General features: G+C 58.9%; 19 protein-coding genes and 4 tRNA genes. 10 read left to right on the forward strand and 13 right to left on the reverse strand.

What is annotated here, in order from left to right; genetic code table 11:
- Positions 1-2: 2 nt before the first annotated feature.
- The gene (locus KZO34_RS03650) at positions 3-686 is read left to right on the forward strand and encodes an SIMPL domain-containing protein (protein ID WP_219473515.1); all 684 of its coding nucleotides are present in this window, start codon (positions 3-5) and stop codon (positions 684-686) included.
- A gap of 2 nt (positions 687-688) precedes the next feature.
- Here the strand turns inward: KZO34_RS03650 and KZO34_RS03655 are convergent, their stop codons facing one another.
- Positions 689-4,447 carry a translocation/assembly module TamB domain-containing protein gene (locus tag KZO34_RS03655; RefSeq protein ID WP_308318766.1) on the reverse strand — a complete coding sequence of 1,253 codons (3,759 nt, stop codon included), beginning with the start codon at positions 4,445-4,447 and terminating at the stop codon, positions 689-691.
- The gene (locus tag KZO34_RS03660; RefSeq protein WP_219473516.1) at positions 4,444-6,198 is read right to left on the reverse strand and encodes an autotransporter assembly complex protein TamA; all 1,755 of its coding nucleotides are present in this window, start codon (positions 6,196-6,198) and stop codon (positions 4,444-4,446) included. The genes KZO34_RS03655 and KZO34_RS03660 overlap by 4 nt, the downstream gene beginning before the upstream one ends.
- A gap of 163 nt (positions 6,199-6,361) precedes the next feature.
- Between KZO34_RS03660 and KZO34_RS03665 the strand changes: the two genes are divergently transcribed.
- Both KZO34_RS03665 and KZO34_RS03670 read left to right on the forward strand, forming a co-directional pair.
- Positions 6,362-7,369, forward strand: a complete 1,008-nt coding sequence (locus KZO34_RS03665) for a hypothetical protein (protein WP_219473517.1) — start codon at positions 6,362-6,364, stop codon at positions 7,367-7,369.
- A 41-nt stretch (positions 7,370-7,410) separates the two neighbouring features.
- A complete protein-coding gene (locus tag KZO34_RS03670; RefSeq protein WP_219473519.1) occupies positions 7,411-8,886 on the forward strand; it encodes an amidase family protein in 1,476 nt (491 codons plus the stop codon).
- A 39-nt stretch (positions 8,887-8,925) separates the two neighbouring features.
- Here the strand turns inward: KZO34_RS03670 and KZO34_RS03675 are convergent.
- Both KZO34_RS03675 and KZO34_RS03680 read right to left on the reverse strand, forming a co-directional pair.
- Positions 8,926-9,002, reverse strand: a tRNA-Met gene (locus tag KZO34_RS03675).
- A 98-nt stretch (positions 9,003-9,100) separates the two neighbouring features.
- Positions 9,101-10,456, reverse strand: a complete 1,356-nt coding sequence (locus KZO34_RS03680; protein WP_219473521.1) for an acetyl-CoA C-acetyltransferase — start codon at positions 10,454-10,456, stop codon at positions 9,101-9,103.
- Between the two features lie 179 nt (positions 10,457-10,635).
- On the opposite strand from KZO34_RS03680, the gene KZO34_RS03685 reads away from it, so the two are divergent.
- Positions 10,636-12,042: a 3-oxoacyl-ACP reductase gene (locus tag KZO34_RS03685; RefSeq protein ID WP_219473523.1), complete on the forward strand. Its 1,407-nt coding sequence runs from the start codon at positions 10,636-10,638 to the stop codon at positions 12,040-12,042.
- A gap of 45 nt (positions 12,043-12,087) precedes the next feature.
- Here the strand turns inward: KZO34_RS03685 and KZO34_RS03690 are convergent.
- The 6 genes from KZO34_RS03690 to KZO34_RS03715 all read right to left on the reverse strand — a co-directional run bounded on the left by KZO34_RS03690 (position 12,088) and on the right by KZO34_RS03715 (position 14,919).
- A tRNA-Val gene (locus tag KZO34_RS03690) sits at positions 12,088-12,163 on the reverse strand.
- 10 nt (positions 12,164-12,173) lie between these two features.
- Positions 12,174-12,250: transfer RNA gene (locus KZO34_RS03695), tRNA-Asp, on the reverse strand.
- Positions 12,251-12,319: 69 nt separating this feature from the next.
- Positions 12,320-12,395: transfer RNA gene (locus KZO34_RS03700), tRNA-Val, on the reverse strand.
- Between the two features lie 182 nt (positions 12,396-12,577).
- On the reverse strand, positions 12,578-12,832 hold the full coding sequence (locus KZO34_RS03705; protein ID WP_219473525.1) for a hypothetical protein: 255 nt from the start codon (positions 12,830-12,832) through the stop codon (positions 12,578-12,580).
- 103 nt (positions 12,833-12,935) lie between these two features.
- Positions 12,936-13,829, reverse strand: a complete 894-nt coding sequence (locus KZO34_RS03710; protein WP_374706515.1) for a DUF2846 domain-containing protein — start codon at positions 13,827-13,829, stop codon at positions 12,936-12,938.
- A 136-nt stretch (positions 13,830-13,965) separates the two neighbouring features.
- Positions 13,966-14,919 (reverse strand): hypothetical protein, encoded by a 954-nt coding sequence (locus KZO34_RS03715; protein WP_219473529.1) that lies wholly within the window; start codon positions 14,917-14,919, stop codon positions 13,966-13,968.
- Between the two features lie 184 nt (positions 14,920-15,103).
- Between KZO34_RS03715 and purE the strand changes: the two genes are divergently transcribed.
- The 6 genes from purE (at position 15,104) to KZO34_RS03745 (ending at position 22,381) form a co-directional block, all read left to right on the forward strand.
- Positions 15,104-15,595: a 5-(carboxyamino)imidazole ribonucleotide mutase gene (gene purE, locus KZO34_RS03720; RefSeq protein WP_219473531.1), complete on the forward strand. Its 492-nt coding sequence runs from the start codon at positions 15,104-15,106 to the stop codon at positions 15,593-15,595.
- A gap of 71 nt (positions 15,596-15,666) precedes the next feature.
- Complete coding sequence (locus KZO34_RS03725) at positions 15,667-16,785, forward strand: 5-(carboxyamino)imidazole ribonucleotide synthase (protein ID WP_219473533.1); 1,119 nt, start codon at positions 15,667-15,669, stop codon at positions 16,783-16,785.
- 72 nt (positions 16,786-16,857) lie between these two features.
- Positions 16,858-17,436, forward strand: coding sequence for a superoxide dismutase [Fe] (gene sodB, locus KZO34_RS03730; protein ID WP_218634916.1), 579 nt, complete (start codon positions 16,858-16,860; stop codon positions 17,434-17,436).
- Positions 17,437-17,702: 266 nt separating this feature from the next.
- Positions 17,703-19,763, forward strand: a complete 2,061-nt coding sequence (locus KZO34_RS03735) for a putative bifunctional diguanylate cyclase/phosphodiesterase (protein WP_219473534.1) — start codon at positions 17,703-17,705, stop codon at positions 19,761-19,763.
- A 24-nt stretch (positions 19,764-19,787) separates the two neighbouring features.
- Positions 19,788-20,375, forward strand: coding sequence for a LemA family protein (locus tag KZO34_RS03740; protein ID WP_219473536.1), 588 nt, complete (start codon positions 19,788-19,790; stop codon positions 20,373-20,375).
- Positions 20,376-20,386: 11 nt separating this feature from the next.
- Positions 20,387-22,381 (forward strand): M48 family metallopeptidase, encoded by a 1,995-nt coding sequence (locus KZO34_RS03745; RefSeq protein WP_219473543.1) that lies wholly within the window; start codon positions 20,387-20,389, stop codon positions 22,379-22,381.
- Here the strand turns inward: KZO34_RS03745 and gspD are convergent.
- Genes gspD through gspN form a run of 3 tightly spaced genes read right to left on the reverse strand, consistent with a single transcriptional unit; the run spans position 22,378 to position 26,019 of the window.
- Positions 22,378-24,339, reverse strand: a complete 1,962-nt coding sequence (gspD, locus tag KZO34_RS03750) for a type II secretion system secretin GspD (RefSeq protein WP_219473545.1) — start codon at positions 24,337-24,339, stop codon at positions 22,378-22,380. The two genes, KZO34_RS03745 and gspD, sit on opposite strands and share 4 nt — an antisense overlap.
- Before the next feature lie 32 nt (positions 24,340-24,371).
- Positions 24,372-25,226 carry a type II secretion system protein N gene (locus KZO34_RS03755; protein WP_219473546.1) on the reverse strand — a complete coding sequence of 285 codons (855 nt, stop codon included), beginning with the start codon at positions 25,224-25,226 and terminating at the stop codon, positions 24,372-24,374.
- Between the two features lies 1 nt (position 25,227).
- Positions 25,228-26,019, reverse strand: a complete 792-nt coding sequence (gspN, locus tag KZO34_RS03760; protein ID WP_219473548.1) for a type II secretion system protein N — start codon at positions 26,017-26,019, stop codon at positions 25,228-25,230.
- Positions 26,020-26,157 lie beyond the last annotated feature (138 nt).

Here is a 26,157-nt window from a genome sequence, read left to right on the forward strand (position 1 = left end):
TCATGAACAGATGGAAGCGTGCAACAAGCCTCGGCCTTTCACTGGCGCTGGTCCCGGCTCTGTCATTGGCCGGCGAAGTTACCCTCAGCGGCGAAGGCAGTGTGCGGTATCAGCCGGACAGCGCCCGGCTGCAATTCATCGCCAAGGCCGAGCATGAGATGCCGCAACAGGCAACAGAGCAGGTGGCCGAGCTGATGGACCAGTGGCGCGAAGCGATCCGTCAGTATCAGGACAGGCTTCAGGATTACACGGATGCCATGGTGAACCTTTACAGCCGAACGCTGCCGGTAAGCGAACGGGGCGAGGAACCTCGGAAACAGGCGGTAGCGTCGCAGACGGTCACCTTCCACATTGACGACCTTTCCCTGCTCAACCCCCTGCTCGAACAGGCGCAGGCCATTGGACTGAACTACAATCTCGGCCCTGGCCAGTTTTTTCACTCCGATGAAACCGGCCTGGAGCAGGAAGCCTTGTCCAGAGCCATCGCCAATGCCCAGTCTCGCTGCGAGTTCGTGGCCCAGCAACTGCAACAATCCTGTGGTGACGTAGTGACCATCAACATCAACGGTGGCTTCCGGCCGGTTCCAATGATGATGGCGGAAGCCAAGGGATCGGCCGATGCCGTTTCCAGCGTCGGAGTGCGAGAGGTGCACGCCACAGTCAACGTAACTTTTGAACTGGACTGAGCTCAGAAATCCCGGGTGTAGAAGATGTCCAGCGAAGCGGCCAGACCACTGGCCGCTTCCAGGTAGAAGTACCGGCCGAGATCGTACCTCAGGGCCACCGTTGTGATCGGCTCGAAAATACCGACGCCATACCGGACACTCAGCTCATCCGTCAGATAACCACTGGCCACGACAGACGTCTGCTCCCCACTGCCCTCCGATTCCAGCATGAACTGTTCAATGCCGAATTCCTCACCGATCTGGCCGGTAAACTTGTTGGCCTGAGTCAACCCCAGGGACAACGCAGCACCGCTCATTTGCCCTTCATCCCCCCGGCCCTGGGGCGGCCGGCCCAGAATCAAATAGGACAGGGCGTCGGTCTGGGGCATTTCCGGGGTGGAAAACACTTCCGTCGCGGGCGATTGCACGGGCCCGCTCAAACGAATGCCGGCCACCACCGTATCCACCGTCCGCACGGCCTCAATGTCAAGGTAGGGTTGCGTCAGGTTGCCCACGAACAGTATCCGGGCCGTGCGCAACTCCAGCTCCTGGCCAAACTTCTTATACTGGCCATTCACGAGCTGAAGGGTGCCACGGGTATCAAGATTGTTACCAATGCGTATCGTACCCTCAAGATCACCGGTAACACCGAAGGCGGCGAAGGTTACCTGATCCTCGCCAACCACAACGGTTACATCCATATCCAGGGTTCGAATGGCCGGCTCTTCCTGTTCGACCCCGACAATCACCTCGTCTTCCGACACCGAGACCGCCTGCGCCGGCAGTCCCTTGATTTCGATGCTGCCCCGCGGCACTGCCAGCTGGCCGGTCACACTCAGCTCACCCTGGCGGAAAGCAATCGCGAGATCCGGCGCCAACTCCACCTGTGCGTAGGGTTCCAGGCTGAACGGAACACGCTCTCCATTGATTGTCAGTCGCCCTTCCGGCGCATTTTCCCAACTTACCGACCCATTCAGTGTGGTTTGGCTGCGGGCATTGCTTCGAATCCTGCCGCGAATATCCGCGGAGTAGCCATTCAGCCCCAGACTGACATAAATCTCTTCCAGGGGAATCGGCAAACTCGGGTCAACCACCCGACCATTGGTCAGCGCCAATTCGCCAGTAACGGCCGGTTTCATTAGCGGGCCGGACAGTTTCCCCTGGCCATTGATCTCTCCCGAGATCTCCTCAAGCCCCGCAAAAAGACCGGCCATGGCTATGTCGAGATTGTTCAACCTGAATGTCCCTTCCAACCGACGATCAGCGGAACGCGGATCAACTCCGACATCGACAGCGAGCTCCCCCAGCTGCGGACCTGCAAGCTGCAGATCCAGCTCTGCCCTCTCAGGCTCAAGATTCAGCTCTGTGATGAAACGCTCATAATCCAGGGACTCCCAGCCCTCATCGACCAGAATCTGAAAGTCCCCGCTACCGGCATCGACCCGAACCTGCCCGCTTGGCCCGCTCTCTGTCATGGTCAAATCGATCTCGCCATTCAGGCTGCCCCGCCAGCGCAGCCGCTCCGGCATTAACGGATCCAGGGCCGCCGTCGGGAAGTTGTCAATTTGATAAGCAAGACTCGGGGTGGGCAGCAGTGTCTGATTTTCAGCACAGACACTGCTCTGCTGCCAGCGCCAACAGTGGGCGCCAAAGCGGAGTTCGCCATCCTCCTGATACGCCAGGGTTGCTGCAGACTCCAGTTCCCAGCGCTGATTCTGTTCCGGTACCTCAATCAGCCCTTCGGACAGGGAGCCGTTCCAGGTGCTCCACGACTCCTCACTGAAACCACCGGCAAACAGGAGGCGCACGGCGGCTTCGGCATGACTGGCCGAAAGCTCAAGCTGGTGTTCATCCCGGGTGCCGGACGCATTCAGTGTGAGCGCCTTGAGTTGCTGACCGGCAGCCTCAATGCCTTTTGCATCGACGCGACCCTTCAGGCTGAAGCCTGACTCCAGAATCGCGTCAACATCCAGGCTTGCGATCCCCAGGGTGTCCTGCCAACCGAGTTCCCGGGCATCGACCGTCAGTTCTCCCGTGGGATTGTCTGGTGTACCCGCCACCGTCAGTTCCGCGTTCATCTGCCCCGCCAGATCCGCCAGCAACTGACCAGGGGCCGGCAAGCTCAAGCGAAGCTTGCCGGCTATCTCATTGCCCCAGGTTCCGGATCCGTCCAGGCGGTTGTCTCCGACCGTCATCTCGAGTCCGGACACTTCCCAACTGCCGGTTGAGGAATCAAGCGACCCTCGGGCTTGCGCCGGTTTGGACTGCCATTGGCCGGCCAAATCCCAGCGTGCCTGGATGGCGGGAATAGCGTCTTCGCGAAGCGTCCCGCTGGTTTCAATGTCGCCACTGAGGCTGGCCTCAAGGACGGGCACCCAGTAGCCCGGATTGAAACCGTCAAGCTGCAACCCGGCCTGCCAGGTCAGAGGCCCGGAAAAATTCACCTTACCGCTCCCGGACAGGGATCCGGCATCAGTCACCACGCTCAGATCTGTCAGTGTGGTCTCGCTGGTATCACCGTCCACGACCGAGGCCAGCGTCGCCGCCCCCTGGGGTCCCTCTACATCAGCTTCTACGTTGGCGTGATAGCGCCCGGCTGACCAGGTTACGGAGCCGTCGAGTCGATTCAGGCTAACCGCAGGCTCGGCCAACTCCGGCACCAGCGAGTACCAGGGAAAGCGGTTCAGTGACAGGTTCGCATCCGCCGCCAGACCGTCCAGCCAGGTTACGTTACCGGTGACGCGGACTTTGCCGGTCGTCCCGGAAGACGATGACGACACTGTCAGCGTCAGGTCTCTGGCCGCGCCGGTATCCACCAGACCCTCCAGGGTCAGGCCAATTGGCCCCTCGGTACCGGGCAACCTTGCCTCCGCACGGGTTTGAAAACCTGACTCGAGGCTACCCTCGGCCTCGACAAACCAATCCTGCAGCTCCAATGTCTCCGGCAGTGTTTCGAGCGCAAGGAAACGTGTCGAGGTGATCCGGAGTTCCGCCGGCAAGGCAGGGGCCAGGGGCGACAACCGGCCCTCCAGACCTGCCTCGAGGTATCCCTGGCTGTGTCCCGATAACCTGAGATCGCGAACGCTGCCCGCCAGGTTCACATCGAACGTCCAGCGATCGCCGGACGGGGGTGGCAGTGACACTTCAACATCCAGATCCACGGGCCAGTCCCGCCGGGTTTCCACCCGACCGGACACAGTGACCGAATAGTCATCCAGCTGGTAGCGCGCCTGCTCGATCTGCCAGTCCGATCCCGAACCACCGGCTGACAATTCCAACCGATCCCAGATTCGGGATTCATTCAGGCTGAACGGCCCGAGGTTCACCTCACCGATGCGGATTCCCAACGGCAAATCCAAACCAGGCAGGGCAATCCCCTGATCATCGCTCTCCTTGTCAGGGGACGGCTCGACACGCACATCAACCTGCGTGGCCCGAAGCGCGTCCAGACAGAGCCGTTTCTTGAGCAGACACGAAGGCGACCAGTCGATCAGCGCCGACTCGACCAGGACCTCCACGCCATAGCCCTGCCAGTCAACTGTTTCGGCCTGCCACTTACCCATCAGCGATCCCCGGCCTTCAGTCACCTCCAGGCCGGGAATCTGCTCTATCACCCAGGCGGTACCCGTTTCGGATTTAAGGGCCAACAAGATCGCGATCACCAGAACCAGAGGCAACAGAATCAGGCCACCCAACACAAGCAGCACCCAGAACCAGGCCGACCGGCGGCTGGGAGCCTGCTCCGGCTGCTGATCCTCGTCGCGATCCTTATGATCGGTCACAATTCAGGTCCCATTGAGAAGTGAATACGCCAGCCACCTCCGAACTCCCGGTCCAGCCCCTTGGCCACATCCAGCCGCAAAGGCCCGACCGGACTGATCCAACGAATACCGATACCGGCGCCGGTCGCAAGCGGATCAAACGGATCATTGATGGCGTTACCATGATCGACGAACACTGCTGCTCGCCAACGGTCAGCGAACTGGTACTGGTACTCGCCACTGCTCACCAGCAGAAAACGACCACCGACCGGAACCCCGTTGTCGTTCTCGGGGGACAGGGTTTCATACCCGTAACCCCGGACACTCTGGTCGCCGCCGGCAAAGAAACGAAGCGAGGGCGGCACATCTTCAAAACTGTTGGTGGCGACCGCGCCCACCTGAACCCGGCCCAGAAAGCGGTGATTGCCAAACACGGTATACAATCCCTTGGCCAGTGCATTGACGTGCAGAATGTCCACTGTCGACAGCACCGCCCGGTGTGCTCCGGTAACGTCAAACTGGAACCGGTAGCCTTTCGACGGGTCCAACGCCGAATCCGCATAGAGCTTGGAATAACCAGCGCCCGGCAAGAACAGGCTACTGGTACCCGTCTCGTCGTCGCCAATATTGAAACGCTCACCCTCCCAGCGAATGGACAGTACCTGAAGCCAGCCGCTATCCAGTTCGTGCTGCCACTGCTGGCCGAAGGTCAACAGTTCCGACTCGACATTCTCGATGTCTTCGCGCTGGTAACCTGCGGTCAATCGGATCAGGTCCGTCATTGGCGGCTCGAGCGGCAACTCGTACCAGGCGCTCACATTCTGGCGCGGAGCGGACAGCTCGGCATCGGCTCCCCGTTTGTGCCCCATGGGGTTGATCCAGTGTTCGCGCCAGTTCCCCCGCAACCGGGGCCCGACATCGGTAGAAAAGCCAACACCGGCGGAGACCGAGCGAGGATCACGTCGGGTCAGGGCGACACTGACCGGGATCACCCGGTCGACCGCGCTGGATGGCACAGCATCAATATCGATCCCGGAAAAATAGCCGCTATTGGACAGATCCCGGTTCAGCTTGGCGATTTCATCGGCGTGGTAGGGGATCCCCGGTTCAAAGGTGACAAAGTCCTCAAGCAGGCCAGTCTCGAACCAGTGGCCTTCCTCGAATGAGACGTCACCCAGGCGATAACGTTCCCCGCTGTCATAGACCAGCGTGATCTCGGCAATCCGGGTCTCGGGATTTACCTTGAGGCTTTTTTCTACGAAGGTTCCATCAAAATAGCCACGCTGGCGAGCCCGGGTCTGAATGGTGTCACGAAGGCCCGCATACTGGCCGTGATTGAGGACATCCCCTTCTTTCGGGTGCTCGGGCAGATCATCGGTGAACTCCGCATCAGAGGCAGCCGCTCCCCGAATCTCTACCGAACGCGATACGACCTTGACTGGCTCACCGGGAACGATGTCCAGAATAAGATGGGAGACCTCATCGGCATCCCCTTCCTCGACACGCCAGTCTATTTGCGGGCTGTAATACCCGAGCGCGCGCAAGGCCCGACTCGCCTGATTGACTGCGGTTGATGCGTAGCGACGCAGATTGCTGGCACTTCGACCTTCAACCTCTCCGATGAAGGCCTCGGCATTCTCCTTGAGCTTCGGGTAGTCCCCTTTGATCGTCACCTCGACCTGCTGGGCAAAAACCGACAAAGGCGCCCACAGGATCAGTAATGCGAGGAGCCGGAGCCGGCCTGATGTAACAACGTGTTTTATTGGTAGCATCCGGCTGCTTCAGGGTTGAGGGTCGTGAACAGTGCGTCCGTGTTCAAGCGTGGAAGTTTAATTGCAGGCGGTCAAGTTAATCCATGGCGAGTCGTCGTAAGGAACAAAATAAGCTAACCTGTCAGGAGGTTATAACGTCTTGGCAGGCAACCGGAAGCCCTGAATGCTCCACATTAATCGAGAGAATCTTAAGTCCAGCCATCAACTTGTCTGGTTCATCGTCGACTTCCTGATGCTTGGCCTGCTCATCATCAACCTGGCCTTCATCATCTGGGACTCCATCTACAACTTCGTGGCCGTCCAGAACCTTCTGCGGGAATACACCCCGGGACTACAAAGCCTGTACCACCCGATCCACGAACGCTTTATCTTTTACGACATGATTTTCGTCTCGGTTTTTCTGACCGAGTTTTTCCTGCGCTGGGGCTACGCCGTCAAAGCCAAAGTCTATGACCGCTGGTATTTCTACCCCTTTATCCACTGGTACGACCTGGTTGGCTGTATCCCCGTGGGCAGTCTCCGTTTCCTGCGGATTCTTCGGGTCATCTCGATCATTTATCGCCTGCATCAGTACAAGATCATTGATGTAACCAGCACCAAGCTCTATCGCTTCGTGAATTTCTACTACGAGGCGTTCATGGAAGAGCTGTCCGACCGAATCGTTCTGAAGGTGCTAAGCGGGGTTCAGCAAGAGGTCCGCCGCGGATCCCCGCTGTTCGACAAAATCCAGCAGGACATTCTCTACCCCCGCCGCGGCATGCTCGCCGACTGGATTTCAGACCGCGTTGCCGAAGCCGCCCAGGAGGGCTATGTACCCAACCGGGGGGCCTTGCGCAGTTACCTGGAGGACCGGGTAGACACCGCCCTCAAGCAAAACCTTGAGCTGTCCCGCCTGAAGTACCTGCCGGTGGTCGGCCCCACTATCCAGGAAACGCTGGAAGAAGCGGTCGGCGATATTGTTGCCAATGTGATCCACCAGATACTCGACGACCTGGCTTCGGCCTCCAATCACGCCTTCATCGAGGATATCGTTAACGTATTCCTGCCGAGCCCTGAACAGATGCAGGCAGACGAGACCGAGAATGAGGCGCTGATCAACCTCATCATCGAGATCATCGATGCTGTCAAGACGCAGGTCCGTGTGAAGTACTGGCGCGAAAATTTACCCTGATATCCTCACTCCTTCTGTACCGACAACAAGGCCCAGCGCTCATGAATTCACTCCATTACCAGCCCGCCCACGCGTTACTGGCGGACCTGAAAGCTGGCAAAGTAACCAGCGAAAGCCTGACCCGGACCTTTCTTGAGCGCATCCGGCAGCATAATGGCGCCGTCAATGCCGTGGTGACCCTGCATGAAAGCGGGGCATTGGAACAAGCCAGGGCAGCCGACCAGAGACTGGCGGCCGGCGAAGCCCCGCAAGCACTGCACGGCCTGCCCCTGACTCTCAAGGACACCTGGGAAGTTTCCGGCATGACCGCTACCGCAGGCGCACCAGCCTTGCAGAAACACATGCCCGAACAACACGCGGACATAGCCCGGCAACTGGAAGAGGCCGGCGCCATTATTCTTGGCAAGACCAACGTGCCCGTCTATGCCACCGATCTGCAGAGCTACAACAAGCTGTTTGGTGTAACCAACAACCCTTACCACTCCGGACATACCCCCGGTGGGTCCTCCGGCGGTGCCGCTGCGGCGCTCGCCAGCGGCATGACCCCCTTGGAGGTCGGCAGCGATCTGGCAGGCTCCATTCGCACGCCCGCGCATTTCTGCGGCGTATTCGGCCACAAACCAACCCGATCCCTGGTCTCCTTCCGGGGGCACATTCCGGGGCCTCCCGGCACCCAGTCCCGACCGGACCTGGCCGAAGGCGGTCCCATGGCCCGCTGCAGCAGGGATCTGGAACTCCTGCTGGGCGTTATTGCCGGTCCTCGCCCGGCCGAGAGCCGGAGCTGGTCGCTCAACATGGAGCCCGCCAGTCTGGACCACCTGGAGCAGGCACGGGTCGGGCTCTGGCTGGACGATCCGCTCTGCCCGATCGACCGAGAACTCAGCCAGGGCTATCAGAGTCTGGCGAGCCGGCTCGAAGAACGCGGCTCGCTCGTGGCCGAGGCCAAACACCAGTTACTCAATCTCGAACATATCCTGCCGGCCTACTTCAATCTCCTCGGAAGCCTGCTGGCGACCTCACTGAAGCCTGCTCAGCGCCGTCAGATGAAGTTCATTGCACGGTTCGAACGGTGGCTGAAGCTCTTTGGTCCGATTACCCCCTGTATCGGTGAGTATGGCCGTGGCGTCAATCAGGCCGCGCACCAGTGGGCGGTCTGGAACGAAATGCGCGAGAAAATGCGCAGCGAAATCGAAAGCCTGTTCGAAGAATTCGACGTCCTGCTCACACCGGTGACGCCCACAACGGCGATCAGGCACGATCACAGCCAACCGGTGTTCAAACGCCGGATTATGGTAGCGGGCCAACCAAGAGCCTATATGGATCAGTTCTGCTGGATTGCACTTGCCACCTTACTGGGCCTGCCTGCGACCTCGGTGCCAGTGGGGCGAACGAAGGAGGGCCTGCCGTTCAATATTCAGGTGATTGGAGCCCCCGGCAAGGACCTGACGACAATACGGTTCGGGCAATTACTGGAAGAGGCCGGACTGGCTGGCTTTCAGCCTCCGGCGGGATTCTAGGCAATAAAAAAGCCGACTGAAACGTCGGCTTTTAAATAGTGGTAGCGGGGGCTGGATTCGAACCAACGACCTTCGGGTTATGAGCCCGACGAGCTACCAGACTGCTCCACCCCGCATCAAACTGGTTGTCTTTCGGGGAATCCCCGATCAACGTGGCGCGCATGATAAGGGCTGGAGTCCGGCCTGTCAAAGCTAAATTGGAATTTTCCGGAACTCAGCGCTCCAGGATGGCCGTTACCCCCTGCCCGCCGGCCGCACAGATGGAAATCAGGCCGCGACCGCTGCCCTTCTCTTCCAGCAGCTTCGCCAGGGTGGCGACGATTCGCCCCCCGGTGGCGGCAAACGGATGCCCCGCCGCGAGACTGCTGCCCTTAACGTTGAGCCGGGTGCGGTCAATGCTCCCCAGCGGCTTCTCCAGCCCCAGACGGTCCTTGCAGAATCCCGGATCCTCCCAGGCCTTGAGCGTCGCCAGCACTTGTGACGCGAAGGCCTCATGAATCTCGTAAAAGTCGAAATCCTGAAGACTGAGGCCAGCTTTTTCCAGCATTCTCGGTACCGCATAGGCCGGCGCCATCAACAGACCTTCTTTCTTGACCACGAAGTCGACCGCTGCGACCTCAGAAAACGTCAGCCAGGCTTTTACCTCGTAGTTGTTGGCCTTGGCCCACTCCTCACTGGCCAGCAATACGCAGGAAGCCCCGTCGGTCAGAGCAGTACTGTTGGCTGCGGTCATGGTGCCGTTCTCACGGTCAAAACAAGGTTTCAACGTGGCGAGTTTCTCCAGCGAGGTATCCGGACGAAGGATGTTGTCCCGATCCAGCCCGGCCAACGGCGTCATCAGATCGGTAAAGAAGCCCTCTTCATAGGCCCTGGCCAGCTTCTGATGACTCTCCATGGCCAACTGATCCTGATCTTCCCGGGCGATTCCCCACTCCCGGGCCGTAACCTGGGCATGATCGCCCATGGACATGCCGGTGCGCGGCTCCCCATTCTCGGGAATTTCAGGAACCAGGTGCCCGGGACGAAAACGGCCCAAAATCTTCAAGCGCTCTTTTGTCGTCTTCGCCCGGTTGAGATCCAGCAGGATTTCACGCAGGCCCTCTCCAACACCAATCGGGGCGTCAGATGTGGTATCAGTACCACCGGCAATACCACACTCGATCTGCCCCAGGGCAATCTTGTTGGCCACCAGAATGGCCGCTTCGAGCCCTGTGCCACAGGCCTGCTGAACGTCGTAGGCCGGCGTTTCCGGGGCCAATCCGCAGCTGAGCACCGATTCTCTTGTCAGATTGAAGTCCCGGGAATGCTTGATCACTGCACCGGCGGCCACTTCACCCAGACGCTGGCCCTGAAGACTGTAGCGGTCCACCAGTCCACGCAGGGCCGACGTCAGCAATTCCTGGTTGCTGATCTTGCTGTAAGCGGTGTTCGACTTGGCAAACGGAATCCGGTTACCACCGAGAATGGCGACCCGGCGAACGCCCGTACCAGCCGTCGCTCCTTTTTTCGCCGACGCGGGCTTTGCGGATGCGGGTGCTTTCTTTTGAGTGGTTTTCGAAGCCTGTGCCATGATGATGTCCTTGCTGAAAATGGGTAACCTGAAAGCAGTCTAACCAGAAAGACTAGTCGCTCATTGGCATGCCTGACAATGCACCCTATACGTTGAGTCAATACAAAAACTGGCCGATTCTTTACCCTGTTGGTCGATTCGCATCCGAGATGCCCCTCAGCAACCACAAGGAAGAACCTATGTCTGACCTCTACCTTAAATTCGTGAATACTCCGGTGGGCAAAACCGCGGCCCAGTCGCTGGGCCTGCCCTCACCGGTCCCGCTCAAACGCCTCCAACGGCTGGACCAGCCCTTTATCGAGGGTGACGTACTCATCGGCGCCGGCACCGGCGGCAAAACCGTTTCGACCCTGGGCAGCATTCTGGGCGCCAGTGCGGCCACCCTCCATCACGCCGCTGGCATCAATTCGCTTACAGACTCGGCAAAAGCTGGCAACAAGGCCAAAGCACTGGACCTGGGCCAGAATGTCGAGCAGACCTTTTCCGCCCTGATCTTTGACGCCACCGGCCTCAAGACCCCGGATGAGCTGAGAGCGGTCTACGATTTCTTCCACCCGACCATCAAGAAACTTGCCGGCAATGCCCGGGTCCTGGTGATTGGCCAGAATCCGGCCACCTGCCGGAAAGCCCCCCAGGCCGCAGCCCAGCAGGCCCTGGAAGGCTTTGTCCGAAGTGTCGGGAAGGAGATCGGCAAGAAGGGCTCAACCGCCAACCTCGTCTGGATGGCGCCGGGCGCGGAGAAACAACTGGACTCCACCGTTCGCTTTTTCCTGTCCGCCCGCTCGGCTTATGTTTCCGGCCAGGTTGTCCGAATTGGCAAAAGCACGGCCGCGCCGGCCACCAACCCGGTCGCCCCGCTGACCGGCAAGGTAGCCCTGGTAACCGGCGCCTCGAGAGGAATTGGCGCGGCCATTGCCCAGACATTGGCCCGCGACGGCGCGACCGTGATTGGCCTCGACATTCCACCGGCGATGGCCGAACTGCAGAAGGTGACCGACGCCATCAACGGCAAGGCCCTCGCCTGCGACATCACGGACAAGGCCGCGCCCAAACTGATCGCGGACTTTGTCCAGGAGCACTTCGAGGGAGTTGATCTGGTGATCCACAACGCCGGTATCACCCGCGACAAGACCCTGGGTAACATGCCGGAGCACTTCTGGGATATGACCATTGCCGTCAATCTGAGTGCTGAAGAGTTCATTGACGAAGAACTGGCTCACCGGGAATTGCTGCGCGAAAACGGACGCATTGTGTGCATTTCATCTATCAGTGGCATTGCCGGTAACTTCGGGCAAACCAACTATTCCACGGCCAAGAGCGGCGTCATCGGTTACGTTGAGGCCATGGCCAAACAACTGAAGAACGGCATCACCATCAACGCCGTTGCCCCAGGCTTTATCGAAACCCAGATGACCGCCTCAATGCCCATGACGATCCGCGAGGCGGGGCGTCGAATGAATAGCCTGTCACAGGGCGGCCAGCCGGTGGATGTTGCGGAGGCCATTGCCTGGTACTGCAACCCGGCATCGAGCGGCGTTAATGGCAACGTGGTGAGGGTGTGTGGCCAGTCGCTGATAGGCAAATAGGCAACAAAAAAGGCAGGCCCTGAGGCCTGCCTTTTTCGAGAATTCTGGTGGGTGGTGCAGGGATCGAACCTGCGACCCTCGCCTTGTAAGGGCGATGCTCTCCCAGCTGAGCTAACCACCCGGGAATAAAATGGCGGAGCGGACGGGACTCGAACCCGCGACCCCCGGCGTGACAGGCCGGTATTCTAACCAACTGAACTACCGCTCCGCATCAATCCTGACCCTGAGGGCCCGAATCTAAAACCGGATGGGGTGATCCGGTGATGCACTTTGAAAGTGGTGGGTGGTACTGGGATCGAACCAGTGACCCTCGCCTTGTAAGGGCGATGCTCTCCCAGCTGAGCTAACCACCCACTTTCGCGCTTTCCGTTTTGAAAGCCATTCAAAGACTCTCACTGGCCGAAGCAGACTTGCTGTCTCAACCAAGTGAGACGCGCATTTTAAGCATTTCACTGACGGTGTCAAATATTTTCCCGGAAAAACCAGAAAAAACTTCCAACCCTCTAAAAAGTGGGCATTTTTTGAACAGAAGCTATTATTTGACGGCCGTCTTTCGCGGCCGTTTCACGACCTTCAGACTGGCCCGCCCCTGCCCCGCCTGCTCGGCTTTCTGACGCAAGGAAAGCTCGCTGACCTTCGAGCGCCTCTTTTCGGGAACCGCGCGATTGGCCAGTGAGCAATTCAGGTCATCCAGCCGCTTCTGGAGATCCTTCCAAGTGCCCAGCAATTGAGGCACTACCTCGTCGGCAAGCTTCTCGAGCCTGCCCTGTAATGAATCCTTCAAGGACATGGTTTTGACTTCCTGAATGTTTCAACCGATGTCAGTGTAGTAACGGCACCCCGACTCGACAATTGTGAAATCGCTCACAGTCCTTGTCGCCCGGGCCAATCCGTCAAAAAATCCACCAGCCTCCGCCCGATTCCGCTTCTTCTTGCCGCTCTCGTTCAAGCTCAAGCTGTGCGTACTCCCGCTCGAGCTGTTCGATTTTTTTCTCGGATTCGAGGGGAACCGTGGGGCCGCCACCAAAGGGCCAGAACCAGGAAGCCGATTCGTATTTGCCCTCTTCTTTCAGGCGCTCAATCTCCAGCTCCCGCTCCTCTTCGAGCACCACCATTTTCCGCTCGTAATCCATATCCTCGTTGGTCTCGACAATCGAGGTGGCGGCATGGTTTGGTGCCAGAAGATCGCTGTTCAGGAAGCGCGTGCTGACGATCTCGCCCGCCTGCATGGCGTAGCCCCGCGTCACCAATTGCAGATCCCCCTGGGCCAGGGGATGCTCAGGATCCAGATCCGGATGGGCCTGTTCGGGCTCGGTCAGTTCGTTGTATCGCAGGTAGTAGATGCGCCCGGCCTCAACCTTCAGGGTGGCGTCAGCGATGAGGCTCAAACTGAAGGAATTCAGCCCCTCGAGTCCCAGGAGTGGTCGCCGCATGGCAATATGACGCTCTCCCGGGCTCACCTCAAGCCAGGTATAACTGTCATTGCGGATATTGAAATAGTGTTTGTCGTCAATGTAGACGCTGGGGGACTCAATCTCATCCGCCGCCCACTGGGAATGGGTGCGATAGAAATAAAGAAGAGCATTCTTCCGGTCCCATTCGTCGTCAGGGATGTGCACGAAATCGGGACCGGATACCGGATGCAGGAAAGCACCAACGCTCTTGCCAATTGATTGATAAATCGTACAACCGGAACTGAGCAACAGCACTGAGGCAAGCAGGGCCCGAGCGGCCAATGCAGACAGCCGGTGAGCAGCCGGAACGGCTTGGGGCATTCGGGTTTTCATTGTTATTCACTCTTCATTTTTCCGCGAGTTGCCTGATGATAACAACTGCTCAAGGACAGAAATGAGAGCTACCGCAAAGGGATGAATACAAACCGTTACAAACGATCGAAACGCCCCCGAATCCCCACGGCTCGACCTAGTTCCGGGATACTTGTGACCGCAGCATGTTCACCTCTTCAGAAAGACGAACCAGGCGAGACGTCAGCTGCGCTCTTGAAGAGTCTATCGCCTGAACCGTGCGCTTGAGGCTGGCCACCTCATTCTGAAGCGCCCTGACACTGCTCTCGCCGGCAAGCGCATCCGATTTGTTTTCAAGGGCCGTGATTCGGCCTTCCATTCCGTTAATGCCAAGCTTCTGTTCCTGCTCGAACCGACGGATTCGGCTTTCGATCACCTGATCCACATCAGCCATCTGCTGACTGAGCCTTGTTAATTGATCCGTGGCCTGCCGCGTGGATTCCTGCAGTGCAACAATGGAGGTCTGGGTCTGCTCCCTGAGCGCTGCGATGTCGGCGGCCAATGATTTATTCACCTGATCAACCGAGGTTCCCAGTGCCGCCAGTGCCTCGACATTTTCTGCGAGGCCTTTCTCAATGGCGGATAGCCGCTCCTGATGCTCATTCAGACGAGCCTTGTTGCGCTCATTGGCCACCACCCACAATTTCCGGATTTCGCTGTTGGCCGACTCCAGATCCTTGTCGTTGGCGGCAATCTGTTCCGAAAGCGAGGCCCCACGTTCCTGGAGGTTCTCACCCGTTTCCGACAATTCGCCCTCGAACCGGGCCAGCGCCAGTTTGCTTTGCCGGGCCCAGTAATCCGCCTCTTCCAGCTGCCCCTCCAACGCCTGAATCCGCTGGTTCTGGGAATACCAGCCAGCGCCTGCAGCCGCGGCAACGGCAACCAGCACGAGCCACAACAGCGACCGGCCGCCACGGCCACCGCCTTTTCCGGAGCCGTTTTCACGGGACGGTTTTCCTCCACCACCCCGGGAGGAGTCCTCTGGTTTTTTCTGCTCCGGATCCCTGCGCTCTGCACGAATAATCGGGGCCTCGGATCTGAGTTCATCGTCATCTGGGCGGATGGGTTCCATTACAACTCCTGAATATGGACGGGCCTTACTTCAAGACCCGATAATACATGCACTTATAAACTTGGTGAAATGGAGCCTTGGCATCAGGGGGCGGGACAGCTCTGCAAACAGCCAGGCTTTGTTGCATGGTAAGTAGCCAAAACATACAATGGCCGGCTTTCCAATTATCACAGGACCGTTGCTTATGCAGCCGCTTGTAGGACTCATCATGGGCTCCAAATCGGACTGGCCCACTATGGAACACGCCGCGCAGATGCTTGAAAAGCTCGGCGTCGCCTACGAAACCAGAGTGGTCTCGGCCCACCGCACGCCCGACTTGCTGTTCGACTACGCCAAGACGGCTTCGGAACGTGGCCTGAAAGTGATTATTGCAGGCGCCGGCGGTGCCGCGCACCTCCCCGGCATGGTTGCCTCACAGACGTCCCTGCCGGTCCTCGGGGTCCCTGTGCAATCCAAGGCACTCAACGGTCTCGATTCCCTGCTTTCCATCGTCCAGATGCCCGGCGGCATCGCCGTGGGCACCCTGGCCATCGGCAAAGCAGGCGCCACCAATGCCGGCCTGCTGGCGGCCCAGATTGTCGGTACCGCCGACGACAGCGTTCGCAAGGCCGTTGATGAATTCCGCTCATCACAGACACAAACGGTTCTGGACAACCCGGACCCCCGAGACCAGTAGGTCGTTCCGCCATCGTCCGAAATCGGTCACACTGACCGCTTAATTTGCCTCTCAGTGGCAGGAGAATGAAGATGAGAATTGGTGTCTTAGGTGCAGGCCAACTTGGACGCATGCTAGCCCTTGCCGGTTACCCGCTGGCCAAAACCTTTGTTTTCTACGACATGTCGGGCAGCCCAAGCGCGGGACTGGGCGAAGTCATTATTGACCGTGAAGGTCAGTATCAGGACGACTTCCTGTCCCGGGTAGACCGTGTCACCTACGAATTTGAACATCTCCCGGTGAGTGTTGCCGAGAAACTGGCAAAAGTAAAACCGGTCCACCCCTGCCCCCGCGCCCTTCAGGTCTGCCAGAACCGGGAACTGGAAAAGACGCTTTTTGGTCAGCTGGGCATTCCCACCCCGGCGTGGAGAATCGCCGACAGTGCAGACTCCCTCCAGGCGGCGGCCGAAGAGCTTGGCTGCCCGGTGGTGGCAAAATCCAACACCGAAGGCTATGACGGCAAGGGCCAGGCGGTTCTCCGGAGCCCCGAAGACGCAGCTGAAGCCTGGGCCGCCATCGGACACCCGCGCCTGATCGTCGAGAAGTTCGTCGACTTCAAGCGCGAGGTATCCATGATCGCGGTGCGCGCAGAGGACGGTGACCTGGCCTTCTACCCGATGGCAGAAAACACCCATCACGAGGGCATTCTTCGGTACTCCATCGCACCGGCTCCCGATCTGGACAAGTCGGTCCAGGAAGATGCAGAGCGGTACATTCGCGCCCTACTGAACGAATTGGACTATGTCGGCGTATTGACTCTCGAACTGTTCGAAACGGCGGACGGACTTGTGGCCAATGAGATGGCGCCACGGGTTCACAATTCCGGCCATTGGACCATTGAAGGTGCGATGACCAGCCAGTTCGAGAATCACATCCGGGCTGTAAGCGGACATCACTTGGGCAACACCGAGCCCCGGGGCCTGAGCTGTATGATCAACATCATCGGCGAGCACGGCGACATTGAGCGCATACTCGAACTGCCGTATGCGCACTTACACCTCTATAATAAAGGGGAGCGCCCGGGCCGAAAGCTTGGCCATGTGAACATTCTGGCGGACAGCTACGAGGAACTGATCTGGCGCGTCCGAAACTGCGCACAGTTTCTTCCGGGCAGCCCGGAGTTTAAAAGTTCTTTAACACCAAGGGGTTGATATAGCTCAAATCGCCCTTATATTGGCCCACTGTACATCCACATAAAACAGAGAGACAGGGAGAACGACCTCATGGCATTTGAACTTCCCGCACTACCGTACGAAAAGAACGCTCTGGAACCGCACATCTCCCAGGAAACCCTTGAGTACCATTACGGCAAGCACCACAACACCTACGTAACCAAGCTGAACGGCCTGGTCGAAGGTACCGACAATGCCAACAAATCTCTTGAAGACATCATCAAGAGCGCCAGCGGCCCGTTGTTCAACAACGCCGCACAGGTCTGGAACCACACGTTCTACTGGCACTGCCTGAGCCCGAACGGCGGCGGCGCTCCGACCGGAGCAGCCAAGGACGCCATCGAAAAAGCCTTCGGCTCGTTTGAAGACTTCAAGAAAGAATTCAACGACAAGGCCGCCAACAACTTCGGATCAGGCTGGACCTGGCTGGTGAAGAAGGCTGACGGCAGCGTTGCCATCGTTAACACCAGCAATGCGGAAACCCCGCTGACCGGCGCCGACAAGCCGGTGCTGACTGTCGACGTTTGGGAGCATGCGTACTACATCGATTACCGCAACTCCCGTCCGAACTATCTGGAAGCCTTCTGGAATCTGGTTAACTGGGATTTCGTGAACGAAAACCTGGCCTGATCAGACACGCAGAACGACTGACAGACCGCAGCTGAAGACCGCTGCAACACAAACGCCCGCCCTGTGCGGGCGTTTGTGTATCCGAGCGAACGAAAACCTTACAAATTGATACACGTATGCCCTGCATTCTCTGAAAAAATTGCCGATACTCAACGAGGTTACGCCGCCCCGGGACCATACTTACAAGCCAACCGGGGCGTAATTCCCCAAGTCATGGCTAGTGTGCGACCATGACCTTCGATCATACGGATGACAGACAGGCCTGAATGAAAAACTCCTTCGAGGTTGAACATCGCCTGGGCTATCGCATTTTCTGGTGGATTCTCGCCATAGCCCTGCTCAGTGGCGTGGTCGTCAGCACAGTGCAAGTAATTCTGGATGCACGGCGCGTTTCCGTGGACCTCGACAATCAGGCTGCCCAGACCATTTCCATGGTCAAGGACGCCGCGACCCAGGCCGTCTTCAGCATCGATTCGGAACTGGCCCAGCAAGTGGTCGATGGCCTGTTCGCGCGGGAAGCGGTCCATATGGCCCAAATCGCCCACCCGGACGGTGAAGCACTGGGTAATCGTAACCGACCACTGCAGCAAACCACCTTCCGCCCGGTAACCGACCCGATTTTTGACGCCGAAAGACTGTATCGCACCCCCCTCGTCCGTGACGCCGACTCGGACATGGTTTACGGATACCTGGAAGTTCATTACGACACTGCCCCCGCCGCCAGAACCTGGCTTGACCGGGCCACCGTTACCTTCGCCTCCGGCGTGGCAACGGCGCTAATTCTCGGAATGGTTCTCTACTACGTGTTCCACCTGCTCCTGACCCGCCCGCTACTGCGGATCGTACGCTCGGTAAAGCAGGTAGATCCGGAACACCCGGATGATCGACTGGTCACGATCCCGGCGGGGCACCAAAGGGATGAGCTTGGACTCTGGGTAAACGCCACCAACAACCTGTTAGTGGCTATCGGTGACAGCCAGAAACGCCACCGCGAAGCGGAAGACAGGGTCAGCCGGCTTTCCCGCTTTGACCAGCTAACCGGCCTTCCAAGCCGTGACACCTTTATGGAGCTACTGGAACGGGACATCCAGGAAGCCCGGAAGCGCAGCAACGTGCTGTCACTGATCGTCTGCGGCATAGACGACTTCAAGTCCGTCAACGAGCAATGCGGATTCCGCACCGGAGACATGATCCTTCAGACCGTCGCCGACAGGCTGGTCGCCAGGCTTGGGAGCACCCGCTTTACCATCGCTCGCCTTGGCAGTGACCAGTTCGTGATTGTCGAGAAAGGCCTGCGGGATGGGTTTCAGGCAGCAGACACGGCCGAACGCATTCTCGCCTGCATCGGAGAGCCAATGCTGGTGGAAAACCAGAATGTTGCGACAACGGCTACGCTCGGTGTGGCCCTGTTCCCCTCCGACACCGACAAAGCAGACCGGTTACTGCAAAGTGCCGAACAGACCATGACACTGGCGAAGCAGAACGGGCAGGATCACTTCCAGTTCTATGTCGCCAGCATTGATCAGGAAATCCGGGACCGCAAGCAGCTTGAAAAAGATCTCTCCAACGCTCTTGCCAATCACCAGTTCCATCTTGTGTACCAGCCCCAGATCAATCTGGAGAGCAAGCGCGTCATTGGCGCCGAAGCCCTGCTTCGCTGGGAACACCCGGAACGGGGCCTGGTGCCACCGGACGATTTCATTCCAGTATCCGAGTCGAACGGCACCATTGTCGAGATCGGACAGTGGGTACTGGAACAGGCTTGCTGGCAAGCCGCCCGCTGGGCGTCTGAAGGCACGCCGCTGCGAATTGCAGTCAACCTGTCGGCCGTACAATTGCGCCAGGACACCATCGTCCACGACATTCTGGAAACCCTGCAGCGCCACAACATCCCGGCCGGCAGGCTTGAGCTGGAGGTGACTGAAACCAGCTTTATGACCAATCTGTCGGACGCGGTTGAAAAGCTGCACCGCCTGAACAAGGCGGGGATCAGTATCGCGGTGGACGACTTCGGCACCGGCTATTCATCCCTCACCTACCTGAAGCAGATGCCGGTACAGCATCTGAAAATCGACAAGCAATTCATCCGCGACCTGCTGGTGAACGAAGAAGACACCCGCATTGCCAACACCATCATTGATCTTGGAAAGAGCCTGAACCTTTCTGTGGTCGCCGAAGGTGTGGAAACCGCAGAACAGGAGTACTACCTGAGCCAGCGGGGCTGCCAACTCGCCCAGGGCTACTACTTCAGCAAACCGCTACAACCACGCGAATTTGAGACCTTCGTTAAAGGATTTCACGAACAGTTCGCCGAGAATAACGCCTAAACCTTAATCCCCCGAGGAGTTGCTATGGGAACTACCGTCATCGGTTTGATTGTGATCGCCGTCGCAGTGATCTATCTGGTTTTTATCTATAACCGTCTTGTCTCGCTGAGAAACCAGTTCAAGAACGGCTTCGCCCAGATCGACGTACAACTGCAGCGCCGGCATGACCTGATCCCCAACCTCGTCGAAGCCGCCAAAGCCTACCTGGACCATGAAAAATCCACCCTCACTCAGGTGATGGAAGCACGGAATAACGCGGTCAGTGCTCAGAAAGATGCTGCTCGCGACCCGGGTGACGGCACCAAAATCCAGCGTCTCGGCAGCGCTGAAAACCTGCTGACCAAGGCCCTGGCCAATTTCTACGCGGTGGCGGAGAACTACCCGGAACTGAAGGCCAACGAGACCATCCAGCAGTTGATGGAGGAACTTTCCAGTACCGAAAATCGGGTCGCCTTCGCCCGCCAGGCGTACAACGACGGTGTGATGAGCTACAACATCTTCCGCGAGCAATTCCCCAACAACTTCATTGCCGGCATGTTTGCGTTTAAGGAAACCTCGCAACTCGAGCTTGAGTCGCCGGAGGCCCGTCAGGCTCCCAAAGTGGCCTTCTGACGCTCTGAACCATGGCTCATTCCGGTTTTTTCCAGCGCCAGGCGAGTGCCCGGCGCAACACCAGCCTGCTCGTGTTCCTGTTCCTGACCGCCGTCGTGCTGATCACCCTGGCCGTCAGCCTGGTCGGGTACTTTGTCACCCGGAGCGAAACATCAGGTCTGGCCTTCCACGATTGGCTGCTCTCCAGCCACGGCCTGCTGACGTCGGCCACCGTTGTCACCCTGATCGGTGTGAGTTCCCTGATTCGATGGGTCGACCTGGCCGGCGGTGGCACCCGCGTCGCCAAGATGGTGGGTGCCCGGCCGATTGACCCCGACACCCGCGACGGTGATGAGCGCAAGCTCCGCAACATTGTCGAGGAGATGGCGATTGCCAGCGGCGTACCGGTACCGGAACTTTATGTGATGACCCAGGAAACCGGCATCAATGCCTTTGTCGCTGGCTACACGCCGGGCGAAGCCGTGATGGTGGTTACCCACGGGGCGATCACCCAACTCAGCCGTGACGAGCTTCAGGGCGTGGTCGGCCATGAGTTCAGTCACATCCTGAACGGCGATATGCGGCTGAACGTCCGCCTGATCGCGATTCTCGCCGGCATCCTGATGATTGGCCAGATTGGCAGCTTCCTGATGCGGATTTCGTTTTACAGCAGCCACCGTTCGTCACGCTCTTCCAATGACAGCCGGGGGCAAGCTGCAATGGGCCTGATTGGCATAGCCTTGCTTGTCATTGGCTACGTCGGGGTGTTTTTCGGACGGCTGATACAGGCCGCCGTTTCGAGGCAGCGGGAAATGCTCGCCGACGCCTCATCGGTGCAGTTTACCCGCAACCCCGAGGGCATCGCCGGAGCGCTGTTCAAAATTGGGCTCAAGGGTGGATATCTGGACACCACCAGCCATGCCAGTGACATGAACCACATGTGCTTTGGCGAGAGTGCGCGGATGAAATTCACCTCCCTCCTTGCCTCCCATCCGCCCATCGACGAGCGCATCAACAGCATCCAACCCGGAATGCTCGCGCGCTTGAGAAGCCGGTTCCGTGACACGGAAACCGGCGCTGATCTCCGTTCCGCCACAGAGGCCCGACGCCCCCTTCAGGCGTCCGGGTTCGCCGATGCCGTTGGCGCAGTGCAGCAACCGCTCAAACGATCCAGCACCTCGCCTCTGGCATCGACCGCGGCTCCTGAACCGACATTGGGAAATAGATTATCCGAACGGGTAGGCACGGTGACCGGTCAGGGCGAAGATTTTGCGGCCCGGTTCCTCGCAAGACTGCCTGCGACTTTCCGCAATCTGCTGTATACCCGAGCGGGCGCAATCCAGCTCTGCTATGCCCTGGTCATCAACGGCCTCTCCCGGGACGTTCAGCGGGAACGGCTGGCATTGGTTCCGACCCATCCACTGCTCGGCGCGGAACGGGACCTGCTGGACAAGCTTCTCCCGACGCTGCAAACCATTGGCGATAACGTCCGGTTTCCGGCCCTGGAATTGGCAATGCCGGCGTTGCGCAAGCTGGATCCGGAAGAGCGGGAGGGACTGATGACCAACGTTCAGAAACTGGTGGCGGCAGACAACCGGGTCACCCTGTTCGAGCTCGCACTGACCAGTTTTCTCTCCAGACACCTGGGCACTGGCGCCAGCCGTGCAATGCCGGCCCGCTACCACAAATACCGGCCGGTCATGCCTGCGATCCAGAAGTTACTGAGCTTGCTGGCACGAGCAGGAACCGAAGACGCTTCCGAGGCAGAGACACTCTACCGGGAAGCGATGGCCGGCTTCACAAGCGTTGGCCGGGGTAACGAGCCCGTCCTGGAAAAGGTGACCATGCGACAGTTGCGGGAAGCGCTGACAGCGTTGAACGGACTTTCACCGCTGCTGAAGCCCGCGGTCATAGACGCCTGCGGGTACTGCATCACCCACGACGGCAAAGTCGACGTCAGAGAGTATGAACTGATGCGACTGGTGGCGGACCAGCTGGACTGCCCGATGCCACCCCTCGCTAGTTAGTTCGGGGCGCGCAGCCTTTCGCGACGGCGACCATCGAACAGAACATCAATATCCGGGTTAGCTTCAGCCTCCGGCAGGTCCAGCTTCTCCCGGATGTTGAGATTCACTTCCCACAGCTCCTCGAACTTATCGTCGGTTGCGGCAATTGCTTCGGCCTTACCCAGCATGATGGTAGGGCGCAGGAACACCAGCAGGTTCCGCTTCACCCGACGCTCGGATTCCGAGGAGAACAACCGACCCAGAAAGGGGATGTCCCCCAGAAGCGGCACCTTGCTCTTGTTGATCTGGTAGTCATCGCGGATCAACCCGCCCAACACGATGGTCTCGCCGTCATCGGCCAGCACCGTGGTCTTGATTTCCCGCTTGTTAGTCACGATATCAGACGCGTTTTCAATGCTGTCGGCGACGTTTTCCGTTGTCTGCTCAACCACCAGCCGCACCAGGCCATCGGCACTGATGGTCGGCGTGACCTTCAGGGTCAGGCCGATGTCCCGGCGCTCGATGGTGGTAAAGGGATTGGTCGTACCATCGCCGGTCACCGTGGACTGCCCGGTACGGAAGGGCACGTTCTGGCCAACAATGATTTCCGACTCCTGGTTATCCAGGGTAATGATGCTGGGCGTGGACAACAGGTTTGCAGCAGCGGAGGTGGACAGGGCCTGGAGCAGAATCCCCCAGGTCACGCCGTCAGAGTCGTCCTGGCCAGCACCGATGGTGATGCCCCCCGCGGCCGGCCCGATCGGAGTATCGGTAACAATCGCGTTGATCACTTCACTGAGGCTGCGGCCAACGTTGCTGAAATTGGTACCGGCAATCGGCGTGGAATTTCCGGACTGATCGCCGACGGCAAACTGAACACCCAAGTCTTCGCCCAGCTCGTCACTGATCTCCACAATCGCCGCCTCGATCAGAACCTGGGCGCGCCGGACATCCAGAAGCGCCACAATCTGCTCTGCTTCCTGCATAAGCGACGGCTCGCCTCGCACTACAATGGCGTTCAACCCTTCGTCGGCAAAGACCGCGAAATTACTCTGGGGCTTGCCACCAGAGGAGCCATTGGAGCCCTCTGAGCCCTCTTTGACAAGCTCGCCCATCACGCCTTTTAGTATTTCCGACAGGTTCTTGGCGTCGGCGTGCTTCAGTCGGAGCACCTTGGTAGTTCCACCTGAGGCGGATGGCTGGTCCAGCTGCCGGATGAGGCCGCGCATCTTGTCGCGGAAGCTCTGGTCGCCCCGGAGGATAAGCCGGTTGCTACGCTCGTCGGCGGTGACGCTGTACTTGCGGGCGGCGTTCTCTCCTCCGTTCTTGCCGATTTCGTCGGGCGCAAGTTCCTGCAGCAGGGTCACCATATCCCCGACCCAGGCTTCATCAAGCTGGATGACTTCCACCTCGTACTTGGACGGACTGTCGAGCTCGCGGACGATCTGTTCGATACGCTGAATGTTGGAACGGTGGTCGCTGACGATGAGCGCATTGGCCGCCGCAACACCGGCAAGGTGACCATACTTGGCCACCAGCGGGCGCAGAATAGGAACCAGTTCCAGGGCGTTGGCATTGTCGATCTGAATGACCCGGGTAATCAGCTGTTCGGAGGGAATCTCCGTGAACCGGGAGACGGATTCCGCGGACTGCTTGGCATCAACCTGCTGAACCACCTTGATAACTTCTTCACCGGGGATCGCGGTGAATCCATGCACATTCAAGACCGCAAGAAACAGGTCGTAGATTTCGTCCTTGTTCATGGGGGCGCTGGAGAGAACGGTTACCTTGCCCTTGACCCGGGGATCCACCACAAAACTGTAACCGGTGATATCGGCAACCTGGGTTACAAACGCCCGGATGTCAGCATCCTTCAGGTTCAACCGCCAGGTTTCCTCCTGACCGTGGGCCAGGGTCATCAGCGGCAGAAGAATAATCAGGGCAAGTGCCCGCAACAGACTTGTCTTGTGGTTATACATGCGGCGATTTCGTCCTGTATCGATGAACCCGATCAGCGCCACTGCTCGGGTATGGCATAACTTATGGTGAGGATGGATCCGTCACGTTCGATTTCTATATCCACCTGAGACTGTCCGCGCCAGCTCTCAAGCAGCGATTTATCCTGTTCTATGTCACCCAGCCGTTGTCCGTTGATGGCGGTAATCACATCGCCGGCCTGCAGGTTGACGGCGTTGAGCATGGCATTGGAGCCGTCATACACGTAACCGGATGCGCCGCTCTGATCTGCCGGGCTCAGCCCGTACGCGTTGAGCGCTGCAACCCCCTGGCTGTCCAGTTCGGCCCGGGCATTCTCCAGAAAGGCATCCGGAGATGATTCTGCAGGCTGCTCAGGCGCATCTGCAACCAGCGTCTCTGAATCCGGCTCTTCAAACGTCAGCGATTCATAACGGCCGCCCCGACGGATCAGAATGCGGCTTGGCTCCACCTCGGCCAGCTCGGCATTCCCGGGCAACATGTCCCCAACCCGGTAATACGCGGTTTCTCCGTTGCTTCCTGCAACTATAGCACCGGAGTCTTCCGGGCGCTGTCCCACGAGAACCCCCTCAAGCCGGAGCCGCAAGCCGGTTTCCGGAGCCGAGCGCTTGACCACATCCGCTACCCCGGCTTGCTCTGCCGACCGGCCGAAAAAATCATAACTCGCCATCGGGAATGACAGCCCTGCGCCAGAGCCGCCCATGCTTCCGCTTGCAGAGACGGGCGCCACGGGAACGGGCTTGTCGTCCCAGGCGAACAGCCAGGTAATCTTCGCCAGCGAGACCCCCAGATAAACGACCAGCACCAGCAAAAGCAGGTTCGCCAGAGTACGGGATATGCGGCTTTGTGCATGCATGTCCATCAATGCCATATCAACGCGCCCCCGGGAGCAAAGGCTGCTTGACCCGGAACACAACATCCCCGGGACTGGCCGATTCTGACCAGGGTTGGCCGGCCAGATCCACCATCCGTTTATAGACCCGGACTTCCATCATGCCATTCCACAGGATATTGGCATCTGCCGCCGGGCCTCTGCCGCCCTGCTCTGCCACTGTCAGCGCGATTCCGCCCTGAGTGGTGTCGAGATTGGCCTGCATCGGCGGAAACCGCGCCTGCCCCGTCTGATTCCCCATCGGCCATGTCACCAGTCCGCCGGCCCAGCGACCCACACCGTCAGCCCGGGCAATCCGGTTATCCGCCCAGACCAGATTCAAACGGTCAATGGTCACATTGCCCTCGATCATCGCGCCACCACTGCGACGGATCAGGTCTTCAAATTCACTGACCACGATCTGCCCCCGGGCATCGAGCTCGGCGCGGTCCGGCCATACCACCTTAACATCACCCTCAATCGTGGATTGTGACGAAGCCACCGTAATATCGAGTGGTAACGACAGGCTGGTCAGGGATGGCCAGCCCAGGCGCCAGTCAACGCGAACCGGGTAACCGGCCACCACCAGCCCGGCGGCACCGTCCCAGACCTGGCCAGACACCTGCTTGACCTCCACCTGTTGTGGCAGAGGGACATGGGCCGAGACCTGGTGCCAGACCCACCCCGCCGGGATCCATATCACCAGCGCCGCCACATAGACGGCCAGCCCCAACAGGACAAGCAGAACTACCTTGCCGGGGCGAAGAAAGGATTTGGATTCGACGTCACTCATTCGGCTACACAAAGACAATGGGTCGGTAGCCGAGTCTAACAAAGGCCCGAGGCAACTTCATGAGAAAAAACAAAAACCCCGCGTCAGTGCGAACCGACGCGGGGTTTTTGAGGTCGATCGGGCCGCGCCCTGACGTTG

The sequence above is a fragment of the Marinobacter sp. F4206 genome (genome assembly GCF_019392195.1).
Taxonomy (GTDB): Bacteria; Pseudomonadota; Gammaproteobacteria; order Pseudomonadales; family Oleiphilaceae; genus Marinobacter.